The sequence below is a fragment of the Pseudoalteromonas sp. McH1-42 genome (assembly GCF_022347845.1).
Lineage (GTDB): Bacteria > Pseudomonadota > Gammaproteobacteria > Enterobacterales > Alteromonadaceae > Pseudoalteromonas > Pseudoalteromonas rubra_D.
In genome coordinates this window covers 64,669-85,421 of sequence record NZ_JAKRFU010000002.1, presented here as the reverse complement: position 1 = coordinate 85,421, position 20,753 = coordinate 64,669, and the positions used below count along the sequence as shown (strand labels likewise).

Genomic DNA, 20,753 nt, shown 5'->3' with positions numbered 1-20,753 from the left:
CTTACTGTTCCTTGCCTGATGTTTGTTGTGCTTCTTCTTGCTCTGGCGTGAATGATTTAATCAATGCAGCTTTGGTGCTTTCTTTCAGTTCAACCAGATTTGCTTTGATGGTCTGGCTGATGTGAGACTTCATTTCAGTGAGTATTTCCTGAGTTGCAGAAGTAGTTCCGCTATTGATAGCTGACATTGCGCTGACGCTGGCTACAGTCGTAGCATTGACGCTTGCTGTTACACTGGTATTGCCTGCTGCGATGGCGCTCGTGCTCAAACCAAATGTCAGGATAAGAATGCTAAGTTGGGTTGCAGTTTTCATTGTCTGGTTCCTTTTGCGTTAGTTACGATGACTTTACTGTGTTAGTCGTTCTAACTATTACAAAGGTTGTGCCAGCTTAAAGAAAATTTATAAATGTATGAAATTTAATGTTTTTTATATTTTTTGAGTTGCTGGTCAAAATCTGGATTGAGACTTTTGACCAGTCTGGATGGTGGTTTTAACCAATAAATGGTTAACTTTGCTCAAGTAGCTGATAGATCAGTTGTTTCACGACCTGAGGTTCGAATGGCTTATCGCATAAGGCGTTTACACCAGATTGCGCAATATTAGCCAGATGCGTTTCATTGGCCTCAGAGGACACCATGAGAATTGGCACGTGATTATGCTCATTGGAATTTCGAATGGCTTCAGCCAGCTCCTGACCGTTCACTTCTGGCATATTGAAGTCGGTAATGATCAGATCAAACATGGTGTCTTCTAATACTGTGAGTGCTTCGGCCCCATGCTCCGCTTCACTGATCCGAGTTGCGCCCAGGTTGTTCAGCACCCGACGGATGTGATTGCGCGCCAGACGTGAGTCGTCTACGACCAGGATCCGCAACTCCTGAATATCATACAAGTCCAGCTCCAGCTCTTCTGGAGAGAGAATATCCAGTGTCGCGTTGATGGCTTTGCCCAGGTGCGTTTTGTTGAAAGGTTTCGGCAAAATGGCAACCACACCAGATTGTTTGAACGCTTCCAGCTGCACTCTGCGTGTCTCACTGGATACCAACATAAAAGGCAGTTGGTGATCAGCCAGTTCAGTATGGATGTGCTGCAATAAGGTGAGTGCTTCGCCGTCAGGCAGATACAGTGCACTGATCACCAGATCGGGCTTGCTGTTATTCAGACTCTCGATGGCGGCAGCAAGTGTGTCCACGCTCTCGATATTGCGGATCCCTTCTTCCTGAAGTTCGTTACTGATGATCCGTCTTTGTGTCTGGGACGGCTCCAGAAGTAGGATGCTCAGATCTGAGCTTAAAAGTTCATTCATGGTATGACAGCAAATGTTGAAAATAAATAGTCAGATTACCTAGCAATATAACGTATTTGCAACCGTGCCGCTAGCTTGGTGAGCAGAGTGTTAAAAGGTTTTATACGACAATGTGATGGGTGAGACGATAAGTGAAGTCGCGGTGTTTGCCTCAGGGGTCAACCCTGATAAAGACTGCAGGGCGAGGCGACTTTGACTGCACACGCCCAGTTTGGTACTAACGACGAAACTCCATATTTTGTGGCAGATCGACCAGGATCAGGACAGCACCTTTGCCACCATATTCTAATGGGGCCTGATGGATTGCTAATATATCCGGGTGTTGCACCAGATATTGCGGCACTTTGTGCTTTAACACGCGTTCGCCAATGCCATGTACAACACAGGCACAAGCGACATGCTGTTTTTTGCAGGCGTGGATCAACGCAGCCAGCTCATCTTTGGCCGTTTCTTTGTTCATACCATGCATGTCGAGGATCAGCTCAGGCGCGTAATCACCGCGGCGCAGTTGCTTGGCGAGGTACTTGTCCGCACCCGGGCGAACATAATTGACGGTGCCATGAGTGTCTATGTCCGGAACATATTCGTCTGAAAAATAGAACTCAGCCTGATGCTGCTTTTTTTGCTCGGCGATCACTTCACCTTTAAAGCGCGTCTGACGTCTGGCTTGTTGCACGGTATCTTGTTTGAACTGACTGGTACCTGATATTGCCTCACGGAACAAGGCGAAATCATCTTCTGGCAGTTGTGAGTTTGGTTTATCTGTGTTCATAGTACTATTTTAAAGAAAAAAAGCGTAAAAACCTAGCGTAAAAACCGTTACAATGCCGCCATGCATTTAGTAGTGAGAGCAACTCATGAGCGACTCTGTTATTTCTCAGGCGATGGCTGAAGAAGCCTATCAGGATTTAGTCACCATTCAGGATTGGTTACGCTGGACTGCCAGCCAGTTTGCGGGCAATGGCGTGTTTTTTGGTCATGGCACCGATAACCCGTGGGATGAGGCGGTCAGCCTGGTTCTGCCATTGCTCAACTTGCCCGTTGATGCGCCGAAAGAGTTAATTAGCGCGCGTCTGACACATAGCGAGAAAGTCAGGCTGGTAGAATATCTCAGATTGCGCATCGATGAGCGTATTCCGGTTGCTTACCTGACCAATCAGGCCTGGTTCGCAGGACTGCCTTTTTATGTGGATGAGCGTGTGTTAGTGCCCCGTTCGCCTTTTGCAGAGCTGATCGAAGCGCAGTTCACGCCCTGGTTAAAGTCACCGGAAAAAGTCACCCGTATATTAGATATGTGTACTGGATCGGGGTGTATTGCTATCGCATTGGCCAAGGCCTTTGAGCAGGCTCAGGTGGATGCGGTTGATATTTCTTTCGATGCCCTGGCAGTGGCCGAAATGAACATTCATGACCATCAGGCACAGGAGCAGGTGTTTGCGATTCAGTCCGATGTGTTTAGCGGTGTACCTGGGCAGCAATATGATCTGATCGTAGCAAACCCGCCCTATGTTGATGCGGAAGATATGGCGGACCTCCCGGATGAGTTCCACCATGAACCAGAACTCGGTCTGGCTTCGGGTGAAGACGGTCTGGACGTCACCCGGACTTTGTTGCAAGAGGCCGCCGGACACCTTACCGATGAGGGCTTGTTATTTGTCGAGGTGGGTAATTCTATGGTACATATGGAAGCGCTTTATCCAGGCGCGCCATTTACCTGGCTGGAATTTGAACGCGGTGGACTGGGCGTGTTTGTGATCAGTAAAAAACAGTTACTGGATTACTTTAACGACTAAGTGTTTTCCTGTAGGCAGGGAAGCGCGATGGTGTTTTTTTGGAATGAGGAAAATCAATGGCAGGCAACAGCATAGGCCAATTATTTAAGGTAACCACTTTTGGTGAAAGCCATGGTCTCGCCCTGGGTGGTGTGGTAGACGGTGTCCCGGCGGGACTTGAATTGAATGAAGCCGATCTTCAGGTGGATTTGGACAGGCGCAAACCCGGACAAAGCCGCTATACGACTCAGCGTCGAGAGGGGGATGAAATTAAAATCCTCTCAGGGGTGTTTGAAGGTAAAACGACAGGTACCAGTATCGGTTTGTTAATCGAGAATACCGATCAGCGCTCCAAAGACTACAGCAAAATCAAAGACGTTTTCCGTCCTGGTCACGGTGATTACAGTTATTGGCATAAATACGGACACCGCGACTATCGTGGTGGCGGACGCTCGTCGGCCAGAGAAACAGCCATTCGCGTTGCGGCTGGTGGCATTGCTAAAAAATACCTTAAGCAGGTGCACGGTGTTGAGATCCATGCCTGTCTGTCCCAGCTCGGGCCTATTAAAGCTGAGCAGTTTGACTGGCAACAGGTTGAGCAGAACCCCTTTTTCTTTCCCGATGTAACCAAACTGGACGCACTGGACGAATATATGCGGGATCTGAAAAAGCAAGGCGATTCGGTTGGCGCCAAAGTCAAAGTGGTGGCAAAAGGGGTTCCGGTTGGCTTAGGCGAGCCGGTATTCGACAGACTGGATGCTGAACTGGCGCACTCTCTGATGAGCATCAATGCCGTAAAAGGCGTTGAGATCGGTGACGGCTTTGAGGTGGTTGAGCAAAAGGGCTCAGAGCACCGCGACGAGCTAACGCCAGAAGGGTTTACCAGTAATCATGCTGGTGGTGTACTGGCGGGTATCTCGACAGGCCAGGATATCATTGCTTCCATCGCACTTAAACCGACTTCCAGTATTACTATCCCGGGTCAGAGTATCAATACGCAAAATGAGTCGGTAGAGATGATCACCAAAGGACGTCATGATCCGTGTGTCGGGATCCGGGCAATACCGATTGCAGAAGCCATGATGGCGATCACTTTAATGGATCATTTACTCAGACAACGTGGTCAGAATCCACATGTTGAGTTATCCCATGGTCCTATTCCTGCGCAGCGCACGTAACGGCGCTCAGGAGAAAAAAGCCAGCGCAATGCCGCTGGCTTTTTTGGTTAGCTTACCGCTTCAAGAAAACGACGTTCTACTTCCTGCCAGTTAACCACCTTGTAAAAAGCCTCAATATACTCAGGTCGACGGTTTTGATATTTGAGATAGTAGGCATGCTCCCACACATCGAGCCCTAACACAGGCGTCAGACCGTCCATAAATGGACTGTCCTGATTGAGTGAGCTGGTGACCTGCAGGCGCTTTTGCTCATCGACGACCAGCCAGGCCCAGCCGCTTCCAAAACGACTTACCGCAGCCTGGGTAAATTGCGTTTTAAATGTGTCGTAATCGCCAAAGTGCTTATCAATGGCTGCGGACAGTTCTCCCTGATGCAGCTGCCCACCTTGTGGCGACATGACTTCCCAGAATAAAGAGTGATTGTTGTGGCCACCGACGTGATCGCGCACTGCGCCACGCAATGTTTCCGGGAGATCTTTGATATTGGTTAATAATTCGATGGTGGATTGACCTTCAAACTCACTGCCTTCAAGCGCAGCATTGGCTTTGTTGACATAGGTCTGGTGATGCAGGGTGTGATGGATCTCCATGGTTTTACTATCAATATGCGGCTCTAACGCATCATAGGCATAAGGTAATGCGGGCAGTGTAAATGCCATACTTCTCTCCTTTAAATTAATGATAATGGTGTGCTGATTGGGGAGTATTGAGTGCCTGAGTGGCCCAGCTGACCAGGTTTTTATAGGCTTTATGGGTGGTAATAAAGTGCATTAACTCAGTTCGTGTTCGCATACAATGGCGCATTGCAATTAATCCAACTTGCGGGTTGGCATGGTCACATAACTGGACCATACGTTGATGGACGCTAACGAGCTGCTCACACGCTTTGTGCGGTAACCCCAGTGCCAGGTAGCAATCAGCCAGGTTGTGTGAGGCGACAATCAGCGCCGGGCAACAATGCATCAGTGCATCTTCCTGAAGCTGCTGATCGTACTGGTGAGTAAAGTGGGCAATTAAATTGCTCACCAGATACAGTGCGCTCTGATAATGGTCTCTTGCGCTGTAGAATGATTGACCTTCAAAAGCACAGTTACCTGCGGTGATGGCTTTTTGCCAGGGGGCTAGCGCGTGCTCTAACTGCTCAGCCGCGCTATTCAACGTTGGATTAGTTTGCAGCATAAGGACTCCTCGTCAAGGGTTACCGGATATGAACCACTCAAGTGTTACATTTTGAGTATAAAAACATAAACAGAAATGATTGTCATTTATATTTGAAATTAATTGAATATATAGTGTGTATTACTGAGTCTTAGAAAGTGTGCGTGTTGAGAAGCTGGGAAGCTAACGGTGGAGTAAGGCCGGAAAATAAGCGCGTGGAGGACACGCGCTTATTTGTTAAGGTTTTAATGCCAGTACGGCATCAATATCGGCAGCATTGTGGCGCTCTCTGAGCTGCTCCCATGGCTCACCGAAGGTACGGTTGACGATCCTGCCTCGTTGTACGGCAGGACGTGCATCCAGTTGTTTTGCCCAGCGTACAACATGCTCATATTGGTGAACCTGCAAAAACTCACCGGCGTCGTACATTCTGCCTAGTGCCAGACTGCCATACCAGGGCCAGATGGCAATGTCGGCAATGCTGTATTGCTCACCGGCCACATAGGTATTTTTTGCCAAGTGTTTATCCAGTACATCAAGCTGACGTTTTGCTTCCATGGCAAAGCGATTGATGGGGTATTCTTGCTTTTCATCGGCATAGGCATAGAAGTGACCAAACCCGCCACCAACAAAGGGCGCTGAGCCTTGTGCCCAAAATAGCCAGTTAAAGGTGTTTATTCTGCCTGTACCTGATGCGGGCAAAAGCTGTTCAAATTTCTCGGCCAGGTAAACGAGGATGGAAGCAGATTCAAATACATTGAATTCATTTTCGCCGCTTTTATCGACCAAAGCAGGAATTTTCGAGTTCGGGTTGACGCCTACAAAGCCTGAAGAAAACTGCATACCCTCACCAATGTGGATCATGTGTGCATCATATTCGGCCTCACTGATCCCAAGCGCCAGCAGCTCTTCCAGCATAATGGTGACTTTTTGCCCGTTGGGTGTGCCCATCGAATAGAGTTGCAGTGGGTGTGTACCAACAGGCAGTGCTTGCTCATGGCGGGCACCTGATTCCGGGCTATTGATATTGGCCCATTTGTTGTCGCTGTTGGGCTGGTGTGTCCACACTTTTGGTGGGGTATACGTGTTGTTACTCATAAGTTCTCCTTGATTCAAATCGGGGGGTAACAGATTAACTCCACCTTAACGTTAATTTTACCGAACTGCCAGTAGCAAAGAGTCTTAAATTGGCTTCAATATACGGTGGAATGAGGGTAACGAGCGGGAACCGCCGTTACCCCGTTATGGAACGTTTATTGTCCCTGATTCATTTCTGTGAGTTTATTGCCCACAGGCACAGAGAAGTTATAACCATCAAATTTGTCCCAGTTAATTGACCAGGTCATCACACCGCCAAAAGCGGTATAAGGCTGGCTGGGCGTAATCGTACCGCATTGCGTACCTTTGGTCAGACAGTCCAGTGCCGCAATGATATTGGCAATAGGTGCCTGGCCTGAGTTGGCCGATTGCGGACCTGAGGGTAGCCCAATGGCAACCTGATCGTCTCTCAGTGGCATAAAGCGACTGCCATCGGCAAGATCAAATCCTTCAATTAACATTTTTGCGTGGGCGACCATCATGTTGACTGAGCCTTCTGGTGCGCTGCCTGGCTCGTATGGGTTAGGCAGTCCACCGTTGTTGTAGAGCTGAACATGTAGCAAATCCAGCGTGTCTCTGAGTTCGTTGATCAATGGAATGTATGCACCCCAAATACCGGAGTAGGCTATCATGCCCCCATGTACATAGGGGTGTTCTGGTGCCATGGTTAAGACCATGTCTCCGCCCATATTCTGCTCTATCTGTTTAATTGCCCGGGGTAAACGAGCCTGTATCTGAGAGCCGTGTAACAGGTTTGAGCCACTTTCAAGGTCAATATCCAGGCCATCAAATCCCCATTCCTGAATAATGGCCGTGAGGCTGCTGACAAAATTGGCTTCATCAGCATCTGTGTTCAGCGTAATGGTGCCTTCAGCGCCACCCAGGCTGAGCACAAAAATTTTGCCCTGCGCCTGTAGTGCCTGCATATCGGTTTTGAATTTAGCGGGATCGATGGGTGGGCAGTTAGAGCGGATGTCCTTTTCAAAGGGCTTGAAGTGAACCGTACCATTAGAAGAGCGGTCGTTTTCTGCAAAGGCAATGTCGATGATGTCCCAGGCATCGGAGATCTGATCCAATGGAATAGGGCAGCCAGCCGGATTAACAAAGTTATGCCAGTAGCCGATGAGTTTATGGGTTTTGCCAACCGGCGGCGTAATGACAGTGACAGTGGCCGCTGGGCTGCTTGCTGTATCTCCCGATGTGCTGGTCGCGGTTGCATAGATACTGTGTTGTCCAACGGTTGCTGGCGCGTAGTTAAACTCATAAGGTGCCTGGGTATCACTGCCAACTTTTACCCCGTTGGCATAAAAATCGACCATCGAGATCTGACCGCTGAGCGCCTGAGCGTTGGCTTTGATAGAAATGGTATTACCCAATACATATTGAGTACCCGAAGTTGGGGCGGTTAAATCAACGACCAGTGGCTGATCGGTAACCGTGACCTGGATAGTTTGTTGGCTCTGGTTGCTCTCGTTGTCGGTTGCAACAGCACTGAGTGTAACTGGCCCGGTGTTACCTGGCGTCCACTCAACAGTCAGCGCATCTTGCGCGGTGCTGCCAAGTAAGGTTTGATCAGCAAATAACTCTAATTGCGAGATAGTCCCGTCTGCATCGGTGGCACTGACGGCTATCTGTGTCGGCTGGTTGCGCAGCAAAGTGGCATTATCGTTAGGCTGACTAAAGCTAATTTCGGGCGCGATTGCACAGATCCCCAAATCGCTCCAGGCGTCCTGCCAGTGTTGACCTGTGCCGGGCTCGTAGGCCCATGCAGCACTGGAGCTGCACCAGCCAGCGATATCGCAGCGGTATTTGCGATTATTATGTGCCACCAGCTCACCACTTTGATAGCTTTGGCCAGCTCGATAAGTGCTCAGGCCTGCACAGCCGCCTGAGCTTGCAGCACTCACCTGAATGGTCACACTGGCTTCAGCGGTGGCGCCTTTGTCGTCTTGTGCAATGACTCTGAGCTGTTTGTTGCCGGGGCTCACGGTCACAAAATCATGGCGAAAAGGTGGGGTATTGAGCGTTGTAAGACGCTGAGCATCTCGCCACATTTCGACCTGCACAACCTGGCCATCGGTGTCAGTGGCCTGCACCGCAAGGCTAACGGTATCGCCAACTTTAAATGCTTGGCTGTTTGTCGGTGTATCAATGGTCAGAGCGGGGGGAACATTACCGCTGTCATCCCGCACTGTGATGTCAGCCGTTGCGGGTATACTCAGGTTCCCTTTGGCGTCTGCTGCCACTGCGCTCACAGTGTGCATACCCAGCTGTGCAGACCAGGTAAGCTGATAAGGAGGCTGGCTGAGTATACCGACACTGATGTCGTTAACAAAAAACTCAACCTGGGCGAGATCGCCATCCTGATCACTGGCATTTGCAGCAAAAACAGCGCTGTCATTTTTGTTCAGCACAGCGCCATCCTGGGGGCTTACTAGGGTAACCACCGGGGCGTTGCCGCTGATGCACTGGCCAAGTTGTCGCCATACGTCAAAGGTATCTGAATTGTTCGCGGGTCGCTCATTTTGATTGAACCATTTTGCTTCATAAGCTTGAGCCTGAGCACGCACTTGATCGCCTTTGCGGTACACCGTTGAACTGGACCATTCGGCGAGCGCGCTGCAGTCATAGTTGGCAGTATCGGCCTGAGCCCAGCTGTGTGCTGCAATCATTTGCAGGCCTGCGGCACAGCATATCTTCATTAACTTTCTTGTGTTCATAGATCACTCCGTTTTACATGTTGTATGTTTTGTAGACAAAACATTGACAGCATAGAGTGAAAAACAACCAGGATCAATCTGCGGACGTATGCTTCTCTTTGATTGTGACAACTCGTTGTGGAAACGGGATTTCTATGTTGGCGGTCTGGATTGCGGCATAAATGGCACCGTTGATAGTCAATTTATGCTCGATGATTTGAGTGGTCGGCACCCAGTAACGGTAGCTGATCAGGACGGCACTGTCGCCAAATGCTTCAATGCCAACCTGAGCTTGTGGGGTGTCTGCGACCGCTTCATGGTCCGTCAAAATACCATTTATAATCGTAATTGCTTGCTCGGCGTTGGCGCTATAAGCGATGCCAATTTCTCCTTTCACCAGCGAGTGAGCGAAAGAGTTTTGCATAATTTCACCAATGATGTGCTTATTGGGGATGGTGATTTCGACCTTTTCCTCATTGACCAAAATGGTATGACCCAGCTCAATGCTTTTTACCTGACCACACACGCCTTTAACAGCTATAGTATCGCCCACCACAAACGGTCGGGTCGCAATGATGGCTAATCCTGAGCCGTAGTTAGATAACATGCCCTGAACTGCCAGGCCAGCCCCCAGTGAAGCCGCACCGATTGCGGCAACAAACGGGGTCACACTGATCCCTATTTTACCCAGCGCAATGATAGTGAACATAATAATGAGCAGCACTTTGACTACGTTGCTGATGAAGTTTGTCAGTGTCACATCAATATTGTGTTTGAGCATCAGGCGTTCAGTAGCTTTAGCCAGCTTTTTAGCCAGCCATAGACCGAATAGTAAGATCACCAGAGCACCAACTAATTGCATACTGTATGTCACCAGGTAGTCTCGGATCAGCACGTAGTAGTGTTCAATTTGTGCAATTTCTTGTTCTATCATGCTGTGCTCCTGCCTTGTCGTTATGATATGTGTGAGCGCTTATCGGTTGATGACATTGGGGTTTCTTTTAGTTTAGCTGATTATGCCCTGTAACAGCGTAAAAAGCACTGGCACCCAGCTCGCTGTGATCACGGCGCTGATTATCATTGCTGCGGAGGCAAAAGCTCCGGCGGCAGGGTGATATTCCATTGCCGCGGCTGTCCCGATTGCATGACAGGTCACACCGAGTGCTACGCCTTTGGCCTGCGGTTGTGTTACGCCGGCTAAAGTGAGCAGTGCTAAGCCAAATACGCCACCCAGCACACCAATGAGGATCACCATGATGGCGGCAACCCCGGGAATGCCGCTCAGTGTGTCCGTCACAATCAACGTGATTGGAGTAGTGACTGACAAAGCCATTAATGACGCCATGAGGGGTTCAGGTGCCGCAAACCATTGACAAAGCATGAAGGCGGTTATTGTTGCACAAGAGATCCCCAAAAAGCTGCTGAGGCTAATGAGTATCAGATACGGTCTTATCGCGTGGAGCTGCTGATAGAGCGGTACGGCAAGGGCAACTACGGCTATCTCCAGAAAGAAACTGATTGGTGTCGTCGCGTTACGGTAGTCAATATAATCAATGTTGCTAAGCAGCAGAGCGGCGCTGATAAGCACAATACAGAGCAGCACGGGGTTGAGCATGGGTGAGCGCCAGCGATGATTGACGCGTCGCATGATGGCAAATAAGACCAGCGTGATTGTGCAGCCCATTAGCATATTAATCATAAAATCTGCCCTGGCTGGCCAGTTTGCCTGCTAGTAATAAGCCCAGTGTGGGTACCAGGATGAGCACACTTATCAACAGCCAGGCATATTGGCTGAATATTGCCAGATAGTTTATCAACCCAACACCCGCAGGTATAAAAAACAGGGCCATATACTTTAAAATAGGGTTGCAAGATGGAAGTAAATACTCACTCCTTAAAAGGCCGCCTTGCAATAGTCCAAATAAGAGCAAAAGCCCCAGCAAAGGGGCGGGCAAGCTTAGTGCAAAGGTTGCTGTGATGAGTCTGGCAGCCCAGAGGCATCCAATCAGAATAGCCAGGGATGCAATAAATCTAAGAGCAATCATCATAATAGACACGTTTGTGATTAAGCCTTGCGTTATTTTGGGTGTAATCGGTGTGACGCACAATGCGACCTTATTACCATTTGCCTCTTGGACGATAGGGCCTGGCTTGTTCCGTTTGGCGGCCATTGTGCATCGCAATACGGGTGTTTTTCGACAGTAGCAGCTTAATCTGATACCAGGTTTCCAGCCACAATAGTTTACGCCTGGGCGGGTGGTACGCATCATTGTATAGATGTTTGATAGCAGCCAGCGCATCCGGTGATATGTGCGCCAGTTGAGCGAGCCGCTGTTTTATCGTGTCCAGCGGATCGTCGCTGATTTGCGTTATGAGTCCCAGCTCATAAGCTGTGTTGGCATCAATACGTTGTGGATTGGAAGCCAGCCAGAGCGCCTGATCATGACGTATAATACCGGGCAGCATTATACTGGTACTCATGTCCGGGCACAGTCCCCAGCGTGCTTCCATAATGGCGAACTGAGCATCGGGTGACACAATGCGATAGTCTGCCCCCAGTGCAATGTGTAAACCCCCACCCAGGCAATTACCACGGACTAATGCAAAAACAGGCACGGGTAGGGCGCGCCAGCCCAGCGCAACGCGCTGTACCAGATTCGCATTACCTGGCAGCCATTTACTCAGTAGTGAGACGATGTTGCGGGGCTTTTTCATGACCGCACTGACATCCAGGCCAGCGCAAAAATGCGCACCCTGTCCCTGGATCACAACAGCGCGCAATTGACGATCTCGTTTGAGTGTGTGGATGATGTTATCCAGTTGCCTGAACATCTCAAAGGATAACGCGTTTTGTTTTTCAGGCCGGGCGAGGGTGACCCAGGCGATGCCGTCAATTGTCTCTAACTGGACCATATCTCTTTCCTTTTGCTGCGTACTCTTATTCTTTTCGTTTTGCAGAGCTAGCATAGAGTATTTACTTTAATGGTGCCACTGTTGTCCTGGATACTCTGAATAGGTCAATTTACTGTTTTCATGCATTTGGGCGACATTTTTGTTAAAACTAACTAAAAGCCGTAGCCTTGTAAATTTGCAATTTGCTACTATACCCCTCAATTTTGACAGACGAGGTGATGTAATGTCTGCACGTTTAAGTTCTATCGAAGAAGCAACGCAACAAGCCTATGATATTTTCCTTGAGCTGGCCGGTGATAACCTGACAGCTGAAGACGTTGAGTTGTTCGACAGCCAAAGTGAAGAATTTGGCTTTATTGAAGACAGTGTACCGGATGACAGCTGGCATACTTTGGTTGCTTATGACCAGGAGGCAGAAGCTGAGCACTTCATTCAGGTGAGTGTTGGCCTGGAGGAAACGCAAGGCGATGTCATTTTTGCCAAAATTCTGATCAGTCGGGACCTGGATGCGCCTTTTTGTCACATTGTCTGGAAGCAGTAAGAGAAATCAGTGCAGTGAAACACGCCACCTTTTTCCTTGTCTGTGCTGGGCTATTGCTTAGTGCTGAAGCTTTGGCCGTCGATCCGTTTGAAGACTTCCATAAATATGGAGAATTGTCGGAAGAAGAAATCCACGCACTTCATGAAGGAGAGTTTTTGTACGGTGACGTTGAGTTTGGTGTTTTGCTCAATCGAGGGAATACCAGTAATACCGCGTTTAAACTTAAGAGTAATCTCTATCAGGATTTTAAATACTGGCGTAACCAGTTTAAGTTTGATGGCGCTTATCGTCGCGAGGTTGACCCAGACACGAACATAGAAGATGAAACGGCATCCCGTTATTTCATTTCCGCACAGGGTAACTATAAAATAGGGCAGAAGAATACGTCTTTGTTTCTGTACGGCGACTATGAACTGGATAAGTTTAATGGTCGAGAATACACCACAACTCTTGTTACCGGTTATGGTAAGCGTGTTTTCGAAGGGCGCAAAAACACCGTTGATTTAGATATTGGTCCGGGTCTGTCTATGTACAGGCGAGACGATGAAACTGAGTTAGAGCCTGATCAGGAAAGAGTTGAGCGTGGTCACCTGTTGCGCGCTGCATTACAGTGGGAGCGCACCGTTTCTAAACGCACGCGATTTAATCAGGACATCAGTTATGAAAGATCCATGTCGGGTCTGGGCGCACGTATTTTTTCAGAAACAGCGTTGATCAGTCAGGTCATGGGCGGTGTTTCTATGAAAGTTGCTTATACCTACCGCTATCATTCTCAGCCTGAAGAAGGCAAAGAAAAAGTGGATAGCGAAATAGGTGTGACACTCGTTTATAGTTTTAATTAAGGTATGTAGGTGCATGTATAAAAAGACGCAATGGTCTTGGATAATTTGGGCATTTCTGGGCTGGTTTGCCACTTTTGTTGCCATGGCAATCTATTTGTTGGGCCACAATGCACTGCTTTATGGGTTCATTGGTATTTTGCTACTGATTGGTTACTTGTTCTACGGACTTACCGTACAGGTAGATAAAGCGCAGCAGACCGTGAGCTGGTGGTTTGGTCCCGGCATACTCAAGAAATCGGTTAAGGTTACTGAGTTGCAGTCATTCGCGCCCGTGACTAATTCGTTTCGCCATGGCATTGGTGTCAAGATCACGCATGATGGCTGGGTGTATGCTGCGCATGGCTTCAAAGCCATTGAGTTTGTGCTTGAGGATGGCTCACAGTACCGTATTGGTACTAACGACCAGGAAGGCGTGCTTGCAGCGCTTGAGGAGATCAAAAAAAGCGCCAAATAGGCGCTTTTTTAGTGTGTTGGTGCGTGAGTGCTAGTGCGCACACCCGCCCTCGCTGTGGACGTGACCATGCGCCAACTCTTCCGCTGTTGCTTCACGAACTTCCAGAATTTCCACATCAAAGTTTAACGTGATACCGGCAAGAGGATGGTTGCCATCAACAATGACATCGTCGCCTTCAATGCCAATCACGATCACCGTTTGTTCACCGTCGTCTGTGGTGGCACGAAACTGCATGCCGACCTCTACTTCCATGTCCTCGAACATGCTTTTTGGCACAGCCTGCATTAAATTATCGTGACGTTCGCCATAGCCATTTTGTGGCTCAACAGACACGCTGAGTTTGTCTCCAGCCTGTTTGCTCATCAGTGCCTCTTCCAGGCCTGAAATCAAATAACCCGTACCCACGATAAACTCAAGCGGTTCATCATCAAAGGTGTTGTCTATGCTGTTGTCATCATTGTCCAACACAGCGTAGTGCATTTTTACAACGGTATTCGGGGCAATTTTCATAATCTTTCCGCTTAATTATCTTCTAAAGAGTAGGGAAGAGGCTGAATTTTCAGCTCAACTCCCGGGTGCGTTTTGCAACGCAAAACTGCTGAGTCAGTCAGGTCGTTGGCCATCACTACCAGCGCATAATAGTCTTGACTGACGCTGTCGTAGGCCTGATGGATCACTTTGCCTGCCCGACGCCAGTTGTCCCCTTCCAGTTGGACCTCAAGTTCTGATTCCTGTGGATGCGCGCTGGCCTGGCCCTTTACAATATAAAGAGCACGTTTATTTTTGCCCAAATAACGCATCCGGGCCACCGTCTCCTGACCAGTATAGCAGCCTTTCTTAAAGCTGATCGCGCCCAGCGCTTGTAGATTTACCATCTGAGGTACGTATTCATCGACACTGGTTTCACCGAGTTGTGGTTCTCCAGCCAAAATTGTGGCACTGTCAAACGGGGTGGGGTCAGTGTGCAGTGCAACACCTTGTGGTAATGTGTAGCCATGTTCGACAATCAGCAACAGGCGCTGGCCATCTAGTTTCAGCGCTTTGTTATTATCACCAAATGTACAGGCGTTGGATTCTTGAGCAAAGGTGAGCCCTAACAGGTCGCACGTTTGGCACATGTCATCAGTCAGTATACCAAGCACCTGATGGTGCGTTATTTCAATATCAACCTTGGCGAACACACCATATTTTTTGAGCTCCCGACAGGAAGCGTCGGTCTCAGCCTGAGATCCGAGTAGCAGATAGGCATCGTTTAATTTACTAAGCCTGAGGGTTGCCCACAATTTACCTTTCGGGCTGCAATGCCCGGCCCAAAGGAAGTTATCATCCGTCAGCAGATTAAGATCCTGGGTGACCTGGCCATGCAGGTAACTTAACTTATCGGCGCCGCTTACAGAGATCAATTGTAAACTAAGAGGATATGCATTTGCTTGTGCCATCTTATTGATCCTTGTTGAAGAATTTACCTAATATTACCGCAAATCTTGCGACTGAGATAGGCGCGAAGGGCGCGATTATTGTTTCTTCACACAGTTAACGCGCACCGCAGGATACGTTATAATCACTGTGACACAATAAAATTTAAGGGTATGTGGAAATTATGGCTGAGTTGTATTCAAAGGCTCGTACAAAATGGGCATGTCGCCGTGGCATGCTGGAGTTGGATATTTTGCTGGAGCCTTTCGTTGATGAAGCGTACGACCAGTTATCTGAACAAGATAAGTTGGTGTTTCAACGTTTACTGGAAGTAGAAGACCCCGATTTATTTGCCTGGTTTATGGGCCATGAAGCCTGTCCATATCCGGAGCTGGACACTATGGTAAAGTTTGTTCTTGACCGGGTCCGCGCTTAGTTTTTATTTCCAGCAAAACACACCTGACCACAAAGTAATTGTGGTCTTTTTTTGTTGCCTATTGGCTGTTTTGGTTATTGTGACGCCAACACTTTGGTGGTGGCATTTGGCAACATGTTTTCTGGGGTATCGCTTTGCCAGGCATACGATGAAACACTATTTCGTACTGTCAGGCCAACTGGGGATATTACCAGAACAAGGCACACTCATCGTTTCTGCCGAGCAGCAGCGTTGGCAGGGACAACTCAAGTCTGTGCGTCTATACTTTCACTGTTCGTTGCTGTTGACCGTTCAGACAGATAAAGGTACCCGGCATATCGGAATTATGCGTCACGCTATGCAGGAAGAATACTGGCGACAATTATGTCGCCAGGTGTTTTTGATGGTGTGAGGTGTTACCAAGCGAAGTGGCTCAGCCTACGGGTATCAATTGGACTCAGACTCGCGTTTTGCCTCTTCTGAGGTCAGGATAGTTGGTTCTGTGGTCTCAGCACTGTCTGGGAAGTCCAGCGTATAGTGCAACCCTCGGCTTTCCTTTCTGGCCAGCGCACTGCGAATGATCAGCTCAGCCACCTGAACCAAATTACGCAATTCGAGCAGGTTATTGCTGACCCTGAAGTGAGAATAATACTCCTGAATCTCTTGCTGTAATAATTCAACCCGACGAAGTGCTCGCTCCAGTCGCTTAGTTGAACGAACAATGCCTACATAGTCCCACATAAATAGTCTGAGCTCATGCCAGTTATGGGTGATCACGACTTCTTCATCTGAATCACTGACCTGACTTTCATCCCATTCCGGCAATTCGGGTGGCTCTGGCTGAATGTCTATTTTAGCGAGTATGTCTTTGGCTGCGGCATGGGCAAATACAATACACTCAAGCAACGAGTTACTTGCCATGCGGTTGGCACCGTGAAGCCCGGTATAGGCTACTTCGCCGATGGCGTATAAATTGCTGATGTCGGTCAGGCCGTTAAAGTCTGTCATGACTCCGCCACAGGTGTAATGTGCCGCCGGGACGACCGGGATCGGTTCTTTGGTAATATCCAGACCGACGCTCAAACATTTAGCATAAATAGTCGGGAAGTGCTCTATGATAAAGTCTTTGTCTTTGTGAGAGATATCCAGATAGACGCAATTGGCACCCAGGCGCTTCATCTCGTAGTCGATAGCGCGAGCGACAACATCACGTGGTGCTAACTCTTCCCGATCATCAAAATCAGGCATAAAGCGAGTGCCATCAGGGCGTCTCAGCAGAGCGCCTTCTCCACGCATTGCTTCTGTGATCAGAAAATTCTGCAGCTCAGGGTGGTACAGGCTGGTTGGGTGAAACTGATTGAATTCCATGTTTGCTACACGGCAGCCGGCGCGCCACGCCATGGCGATACCATCCCCACTGGATACGTCCGGGTTAGAAGTATAAAGATACACTTTGCTCGCGCCACCGGTTGCCAGAGCAACAAATTTGGCAGTGACCGTTTCGACTCGGTTGGCACGGCGGTTAAAGACGTATAAGCCATGAACGACTTTTTGATCTGAGGTGCCCTGAGTGATCAAGTCGATTGCGTTGTATTGTTCCAGTAACAGAATATTTGGATGTTCCTGAACTCGCTCAATCAAAGTAGATTGTACTGCTTTGCCGGTAGCATCAGCGGCGTGTAGTATACGGCGGTGACTGTGTCCCCCTTCTCGGGTGAGGTGGAAACGCTCCCGTCCTTTACTATCAAATTCCATATCAAATGGCACGCCTTGCTCAATTAACCACTTGAGGCATTGCTTGGCATTGGAAGCCGTGTAATGCACTGCTTCTCTGTCACAGAGGCCTGCACCAGCGGCCAGAGTGTCATCAACGTGTGATTCTATGCTGTCATTCTTCTTATCAAAGACCGCAGCTATGCCACCTTGTGCGTAGAGGGTTGAACCTTCACGCAACTCGCCTTTACTGAGCACAGTGACGCGGCATGTATTTGCAAGCGATAAGGCCAGACTTAATCCGGCTGCGCCGCTGCCGACGATAATGACATCTGTTTGGTGTTGAACTTGTTCTTTCATGTTAGTGGGTCTTAGCTAATTAAACCTGTTATTCTGCGTGTTTTGATAATTCTGCTATGCTTAGCCCAGTAAGGCTGCTAGCTGACATATTCAACACCGAATACGTTTATGACGTGACAATACGGGGTATTTTAAAAAAAATATCAAAAAAACAGAACTTTTTATTCAGCACTTAGTCAGAGTAGCTGTAAAAGATGGCAACAATGCGCGACAATGTGTGTGAAAAACAAGTAATAACAAAGAGGAGTACCGGCTCGAATGAGCGAGCAGGATTTAGATTTAGAGATAGTTCGGCGTGTTCAGCAAGGAGATAAAAATGCGTTCAATTTGTTGGTTGCCAAATATCAGAACAAAGTTGCAGCATTGATCTCGCGCTACGTATCCAATTCGGGCGATGTGGCCGATGTAGCACAAGAGGCCTTCATTAAGGCGTATCGGGCTTTACCCAATTTTCGGGGTGACAGCGCATTCTACACTTGGCTGTACCGAATTGCGGTTAATTGCTCGAAGAACTATCTGGTGGCACAGGGGCGTAAGCCGCCTGCCAATGATGTTGATGCTGAGGAAGCAGAGTTTTATGACGGAGCAGAGCAATTAAGGTCTAATGCTTCTCCGGAGAGCTTATTGCTAAGTGATGAGATCAAAGCGGTAATTTTCAGAACCATTGAATCGCTACCCGATGATCTCAAAACCGCGATCACGCTACGCGAGATCGAGGGCATGAGCTATGAAGAAATCGCCGTTGTGATGGATTGTCCGGTAGGCACTGTCAGATCGAGGATTTTTCGAGCACGTGAGGCCATTGACAATAATATTAACCCACTCATAGGTAATAGTAGATGACGCAATCAAACTTTAATGTCAAAGACGGGCAAGTAACATCCAGTATTTTTGATGCCGAGCAGGCACTGGATAACGCCAGTCAGGCACAGTTCGATGCAGATAAGTTTGCCCGTTACGCGCTGATAGGTGATGCGATGCGTAGCCAGCAAAATCAGGCACCTTGTATAGATATCACAGCCAGCATGGCTGATGCGCTGGCAGATGAGGTTACTTATGGCGAACAGGCTCCACAACAAGAGCCGCAAAAAGTACGTCAGGAAGATAATGTCGTTGCGTTGTCTAATTGGCGTAAGCCTCTTGCACAAGTAGCGATTGCAGCGAGTGTTTCTTTAGTTGCCGTTTTGGGCGTCAGTAATTATACACCACAGGAACAAGCCAACGGTGATTTTCCTGTGTTACAATCGACCCCAGTCACCGGGTCTGTGTCGCCAGTGAGCCTCTCGTCCGAACCTGCGCTGGAAAGTGCAGAAAAAGGCTTAAGAGAGTTACAACAGCAACGTATTGGTGCACTGGTACTAGAGCATCAGCGCCAGTCCAGAATGGCACATGCATTGGCTCAACAAGCACAGGAAGAAAAAGAGGAACAAGAAAAGTAGATGAAGTGGCTTGCGTTACTACTGGGAGTGGGTCTGAGTGCCCAGGTTGTTGCCAGCGATATCATTAATGCAAAACAGCTGCTCACAGATATGTCTTCTGCTATTCAGGAGCGTAACTTTGATGCATCATTTGTGGTGGTAAAAGGCAAAGGTATGGAACCTTACCGCTGGCTCCATGGTAAAGTGGAAGACAGCGAACTGGAAATTCTTAGCCGACAAAATGGTGCTGGCCTTGAAGTGGTGCGGGTTGATAATAAAGTCACTTACTTTGAACCACAAACCCAACCTTATTCTATCGAAACGGACGCCATTGCGGGTCCTATTCCTGAAATTTTGTTTGGCGAGATAGGCAGCCTGTCAAACAGCTACGATTTTGTACTTGGCGGTAAAGAGCGTATCGCCGACAGGGCCGCACAGCTCGTTCGTCTGGTTTCTAAAGATGAACATAAATACAACTATTGGTTGTGGATCGATATTCAGTCTGCGTTGTTGCTTAAAGCTGCGTATGTGACACAGCAGGGTGAAGTGCTGGAGCAATTACAGCTCACTCATATCAGTGTAACGGAACAACCTGCACAGCCTTTGATAGAGTTAAGTAGCAAAGATTTCCCAATGCCGCTGGCTTCTCTGGCAGAGACAGAAAATACCCAAAAACTGCAAAATAATTGGCGTATAGGTTGGTTGCCTGAAGGCTTTAAACTGCTCAAGTCAGACCGACATAAGCTTGATTTAAATAACGAACTGGCCGATTACTTTTTGTTTTCTGACGGGCTTGTTGAATTTTCTGTGTTTGTGCAGAGGCCTTTGTCGGGACAAAGAGCCAGCGGTGCGCTCAGCTCTGGTGCAACCACGGTTTATGTTCACAACTCTGGTGCGTTTGATGTGTCCGTAGTTGGGAAGATCCCCACTATGACGGCCAAAGCAATTGCAGAGTCGGTAACGCGACCGTTATGATAGAACAAACACTCACGGTGTCACGTGTCGAGCCTGGTACCGTTTGGCTTGTTGCAGAGGAAAAACCAGCGTGTGCGGGTTGCAACGGTAAATGCGGCTCACAGATTTTTAGTAAGCTGTTTGGTAGCCATAAAAAAGCCTTACCCATTGCCTGTGAGGAGCCAGTTCAGGTTGGACAAAAAATGACCCTGACATTGGATGACAGCAAAGTGGTCGAAAATGCTCTCTGGGTGTATCTGTTACCGCTGGCAATGGCGTTTGCTGCCATGTTTATCACACATCTTTTTTTGCAGGCTGGTGAGCTTTGGCAAATACTGGCCACCGTAATGGGTGGACTCGTTGGCTTTCAAATCGCAAAACAGCGCACAAAAGCACTGCGTCACGACATCAAAGTGATAAAAATTTATCCAATTAGCCTTCCCCTAACGCAAATAGATGGTGATTGCGCCAAATAAATTGTAAAATCGGCGTTTAATCTCTATTTGTGAAAAACA

24 protein-coding genes are annotated in these 20,753 nt (G+C 48.4%); 11 read left to right on the top strand and 13 right to left on the bottom strand.

What is annotated here, in order from left to right; translation table 11 throughout:
• Nucleotide 1: 1 nt before the first annotated feature.
• From MHN31_RS02435 to smrB, 3 genes are all read right to left on the bottom strand, one after another.
• Complete coding sequence (locus tag MHN31_RS02435; protein ID WP_010382360.1) at nt 2–313, bottom strand: hypothetical protein; 312 nt, start codon at nt 311–313, stop codon at nt 2–4.
• A 193-nt stretch (nt 314–506) separates the two neighbouring features.
• The gene (locus MHN31_RS02430) at nt 507–1,307 is read right to left on the bottom strand and encodes a response regulator (RefSeq protein ID WP_125560103.1); all 801 of its coding nucleotides are present in this window, start codon (nt 1,305–1,307) and stop codon (nt 507–509) included.
• Nucleotides 1,308–1,524: 217 nt separating this feature from the next.
• Nucleotides 1,525–2,079, bottom strand: a complete 555-nt coding sequence (smrB, locus tag MHN31_RS02425; protein ID WP_125560105.1) for an endonuclease SmrB — start codon at nt 2,077–2,079, stop codon at nt 1,525–1,527.
• 85 nt (nt 2,080–2,164) lie between these two features.
• Here smrB and prmB point away from each other — a divergent pair, with 85 nt between their 5' ends.
• Both prmB and aroC read left to right on the top strand, forming a co-directional pair.
• Nucleotides 2,165–3,100: a 50S ribosomal protein L3 N(5)-glutamine methyltransferase gene (gene prmB / locus MHN31_RS02420; RefSeq protein WP_239443368.1), complete on the top strand. Its 936-nt coding sequence runs from the start codon at nt 2,165–2,167 to the stop codon at nt 3,098–3,100.
• Nucleotides 3,101–3,156: 56 nt separating this feature from the next.
• The gene (gene aroC, locus MHN31_RS02415; RefSeq protein WP_138537563.1) at nt 3,157–4,257 is read left to right on the top strand and encodes a chorismate synthase; all 1,101 of its coding nucleotides are present in this window, start codon (nt 3,157–3,159) and stop codon (nt 4,255–4,257) included.
• Between the two features lie 47 nt (nt 4,258–4,304).
• Here aroC and MHN31_RS02410 read toward each other — a convergent pair whose 3' ends face one another.
• The 7 genes from MHN31_RS02410 to MHN31_RS02380 all read right to left on the bottom strand — a co-directional run bounded on the left by MHN31_RS02410 (nt 4,305) and on the right by MHN31_RS02380 (nt 12,125).
• The gene (locus tag MHN31_RS02410; RefSeq protein WP_239443367.1) at nt 4,305–4,916 is read right to left on the bottom strand and encodes a superoxide dismutase; all 612 of its coding nucleotides are present in this window, start codon (nt 4,914–4,916) and stop codon (nt 4,305–4,307) included.
• 16 nt (nt 4,917–4,932) lie between these two features.
• Nucleotides 4,933–5,436 carry a hypothetical protein gene (locus MHN31_RS02405; protein ID WP_125560111.1) on the bottom strand — a complete coding sequence of 168 codons (504 nt, stop codon included), beginning with the start codon at nt 5,434–5,436 and terminating at the stop codon, nt 4,933–4,935.
• 216 nt (nt 5,437–5,652) lie between these two features.
• A complete protein-coding gene (gene yghU, locus MHN31_RS02400) occupies nt 5,653–6,513 on the bottom strand; it encodes a glutathione-dependent disulfide-bond oxidoreductase (protein ID WP_239443366.1) in 861 nt (286 codons plus the stop codon).
• A 155-nt stretch (nt 6,514–6,668) separates the two neighbouring features.
• Nucleotides 6,669–9,233 (bottom strand): Ig-like domain-containing protein, encoded by a 2,565-nt coding sequence (locus tag MHN31_RS02395; protein WP_239443365.1) that lies wholly within the window; start codon nt 9,231–9,233, stop codon nt 6,669–6,671.
• A 73-nt stretch (nt 9,234–9,306) separates the two neighbouring features.
• A complete protein-coding gene (locus MHN31_RS02390; protein ID WP_239443364.1) occupies nt 9,307–10,146 on the bottom strand; it encodes a mechanosensitive ion channel family protein in 840 nt (279 codons plus the stop codon).
• A gap of 72 nt (nt 10,147–10,218) precedes the next feature.
• A complete protein-coding gene (locus tag MHN31_RS02385) occupies nt 10,219–10,911 on the bottom strand; it encodes an LrgB family protein (protein ID WP_125560116.1) in 693 nt (230 codons plus the stop codon).
• A 419-nt stretch (nt 10,912–11,330) separates the two neighbouring features.
• Nucleotides 11,331–12,125, bottom strand: a complete 795-nt coding sequence (locus MHN31_RS02380; RefSeq protein ID WP_239443363.1) for a crotonase/enoyl-CoA hydratase family protein — start codon at nt 12,123–12,125, stop codon at nt 11,331–11,333.
• Between the two features lie 223 nt (nt 12,126–12,348).
• Here MHN31_RS02380 and MHN31_RS02375 point away from each other — a divergent pair, with 223 nt between their 5' ends.
• The 3 genes from MHN31_RS02375 to MHN31_RS02365 are packed head-to-tail and all read left to right on the top strand — an operon-like array spanning nt 12,349 to nt 13,962.
• Nucleotides 12,349–12,666 (top strand): DUF440 family protein, encoded by a 318-nt coding sequence (locus MHN31_RS02375; protein ID WP_239443362.1) that lies wholly within the window; start codon nt 12,349–12,351, stop codon nt 12,664–12,666.
• A gap of 14 nt (nt 12,667–12,680) precedes the next feature.
• Entirely contained in the window at nt 12,681–13,508 is an 828-nt protein-coding gene (locus tag MHN31_RS02370) for a DUF481 domain-containing protein (RefSeq protein WP_125560250.1), read from the top strand.
• A 13-nt stretch (nt 13,509–13,521) separates the two neighbouring features.
• The gene (locus MHN31_RS02365) at nt 13,522–13,962 is read left to right on the top strand and encodes a hypothetical protein (protein ID WP_125560124.1); all 441 of its coding nucleotides are present in this window, start codon (nt 13,522–13,524) and stop codon (nt 13,960–13,962) included.
• A 30-nt stretch (nt 13,963–13,992) separates the two neighbouring features.
• Here MHN31_RS02365 and MHN31_RS02360 read toward each other — a convergent pair whose 3' ends face one another.
• Nucleotides 13,993–14,472, bottom strand: coding sequence for a peptidylprolyl isomerase (locus MHN31_RS02360; RefSeq protein WP_239443361.1), 480 nt, complete (start codon nt 14,470–14,472; stop codon nt 13,993–13,995).
• Nucleotides 14,473–14,483: 11 nt separating this feature from the next.
• Nucleotides 14,484–15,401 (bottom strand): transcriptional regulator, encoded by a 918-nt coding sequence (locus MHN31_RS02355; RefSeq protein ID WP_239443360.1) that lies wholly within the window; start codon nt 15,399–15,401, stop codon nt 14,484–14,486.
• Between the two features lie 161 nt (nt 15,402–15,562).
• Between MHN31_RS02355 and MHN31_RS02350 the strand changes: the two genes are divergently transcribed.
• The gene (locus MHN31_RS02350) at nt 15,563–15,814 is read left to right on the top strand and encodes a succinate dehydrogenase assembly factor 2 (RefSeq protein WP_010382320.1); all 252 of its coding nucleotides are present in this window, start codon (nt 15,563–15,565) and stop codon (nt 15,812–15,814) included.
• Between the two features lie 40 nt (nt 15,815–15,854).
• Nucleotides 15,855–16,205: a protein YgfX gene (locus MHN31_RS02345; RefSeq protein ID WP_323744717.1), complete on the top strand. Its 351-nt coding sequence runs from the start codon at nt 15,855–15,857 to the stop codon at nt 16,203–16,205.
• A gap of 35 nt (nt 16,206–16,240) precedes the next feature.
• On the opposite strand, the gene nadB is transcribed toward MHN31_RS02345, so the two are convergent.
• Nucleotides 16,241–17,866, bottom strand: a complete 1,626-nt coding sequence (nadB, locus tag MHN31_RS02340) for an L-aspartate oxidase (protein ID WP_125560132.1) — start codon at nt 17,864–17,866, stop codon at nt 16,241–16,243.
• A 258-nt stretch (nt 17,867–18,124) separates the two neighbouring features.
• On the opposite strand from nadB, the gene rpoE reads away from it, so the two are divergent.
• The 4 genes from rpoE to MHN31_RS02320 are packed head-to-tail and all read left to right on the top strand — an operon-like array spanning nt 18,125 to nt 20,714.
• Nucleotides 18,125–18,709 (top strand): RNA polymerase sigma factor RpoE, encoded by a 585-nt coding sequence (gene rpoE, locus MHN31_RS02335; RefSeq protein ID WP_046006775.1) that lies wholly within the window; start codon nt 18,125–18,127, stop codon nt 18,707–18,709.
• Nucleotides 18,706–19,305: an anti sigma-E factor RseA C-terminal domain-containing protein gene (locus MHN31_RS02330; protein ID WP_239443359.1), complete on the top strand. Its 600-nt coding sequence runs from the start codon at nt 18,706–18,708 to the stop codon at nt 19,303–19,305. Before rpoE ends, MHN31_RS02330 begins: the two co-directional genes overlap by 4 nt.
• On the top strand, nt 19,306–20,259 hold the full coding sequence (locus MHN31_RS02325) for a MucB/RseB C-terminal domain-containing protein (protein WP_125560137.1): 954 nt from the start codon (nt 19,306–19,308) through the stop codon (nt 20,257–20,259).
• Nucleotides 20,256–20,714, top strand: coding sequence for a SoxR reducing system RseC family protein (locus MHN31_RS02320; protein WP_125560139.1), 459 nt, complete (start codon nt 20,256–20,258; stop codon nt 20,712–20,714). The genes MHN31_RS02325 and MHN31_RS02320 overlap by 4 nt, the downstream gene beginning before the upstream one ends.
• The last annotated feature ends 39 nt before the right edge of the window (nt 20,715–20,753 follow it).

Excerpts from the sequence above, each read along its gene's own strand:
- MHN31_RS02435 (WP_010382360.1), bottom strand. The coding sequence starts at position 313 with ATGAAAACTGCAACCCAACTTAGCATTCTTATCCTGACATTTGGTTTG.
- MHN31_RS02430 (WP_125560103.1), bottom strand. The coding sequence starts at position 1,307 with ATGAATGAACTTTTAAGCTCAGATCTGAGCATCCTACTTCTGGAGCCG.
- smrB (WP_125560105.1), bottom strand. The coding sequence starts at position 2,079 with ATGAACACAGATAAACCAAACTCACAACTGCCAGAAGATGATTTCGCC.
- prmB (WP_239443368.1), top strand. The coding sequence starts at position 2,165 with ATGAGCGACTCTGTTATTTCTCAGGCGATGGCTGAAGAAGCCTATCAG.
- aroC (WP_138537563.1), top strand. The coding sequence starts at position 3,157 with ATGGCAGGCAACAGCATAGGCCAATTATTTAAGGTAACCACTTTTGGT.
- MHN31_RS02410 (WP_239443367.1), bottom strand. The coding sequence starts at position 4,916 with ATGGCATTTACACTGCCCGCATTACCTTATGCCTATGATGCGTTAGAG.
- MHN31_RS02405 (WP_125560111.1), bottom strand. The coding sequence starts at position 5,436 with ATGCTGCAAACTAATCCAACGTTGAATAGCGCGGCTGAGCAGTTAGAG.
- yghU (WP_239443366.1), bottom strand. The coding sequence starts at position 6,513 with ATGAGTAACAACACGTATACCCCACCAAAAGTGTGGACACACCAGCCC.
- MHN31_RS02395 (WP_239443365.1), bottom strand. The coding sequence starts at position 9,233 with ATGAACACAAGAAAGTTAATGAAGATATGCTGTGCCGCAGGCCTGCAA.
- MHN31_RS02390 (WP_239443364.1), bottom strand. The coding sequence starts at position 10,146 with ATGATAGAACAAGAAATTGCACAAATTGAACACTACTACGTGCTGATC.
- MHN31_RS02385 (WP_125560116.1), bottom strand. The coding sequence starts at position 10,911 with ATGATTAATATGCTAATGGGCTGCACAATCACGCTGGTCTTATTTGCC.
- MHN31_RS02380 (WP_239443363.1), bottom strand. The coding sequence starts at position 12,125 with ATGGTCCAGTTAGAGACAATTGACGGCATCGCCTGGGTCACCCTCGCC.
- MHN31_RS02375 (WP_239443362.1), top strand. The coding sequence starts at position 12,349 with ATGTCTGCACGTTTAAGTTCTATCGAAGAAGCAACGCAACAAGCCTAT.
- MHN31_RS02365 (WP_125560124.1), top strand. The coding sequence starts at position 13,522 with ATGTATAAAAAGACGCAATGGTCTTGGATAATTTGGGCATTTCTGGGC.
- MHN31_RS02360 (WP_239443361.1), bottom strand. The coding sequence starts at position 14,472 with ATGAAAATTGCCCCGAATACCGTTGTAAAAATGCACTACGCTGTGTTG.
- MHN31_RS02355 (WP_239443360.1), bottom strand. The coding sequence starts at position 15,401 with ATGGCACAAGCAAATGCATATCCTCTTAGTTTACAATTGATCTCTGTA.
- MHN31_RS02350 (WP_010382320.1), top strand. The coding sequence starts at position 15,563 with ATGGCTGAGTTGTATTCAAAGGCTCGTACAAAATGGGCATGTCGCCGT.
- nadB (WP_125560132.1), bottom strand. The coding sequence starts at position 17,866 with ATGAAAGAACAAGTTCAACACCAAACAGATGTCATTATCGTCGGCAGC.
- rpoE (WP_046006775.1), top strand. The coding sequence starts at position 18,125 with ATGAGCGAGCAGGATTTAGATTTAGAGATAGTTCGGCGTGTTCAGCAA.
- MHN31_RS02330 (WP_239443359.1), top strand. The coding sequence starts at position 18,706 with ATGACGCAATCAAACTTTAATGTCAAAGACGGGCAAGTAACATCCAGT.
- MHN31_RS02325 (WP_125560137.1), top strand. The coding sequence starts at position 19,306 with ATGAAGTGGCTTGCGTTACTACTGGGAGTGGGTCTGAGTGCCCAGGTT.
- MHN31_RS02320 (WP_125560139.1), top strand. The coding sequence starts at position 20,256 with ATGATAGAACAAACACTCACGGTGTCACGTGTCGAGCCTGGTACCGTT.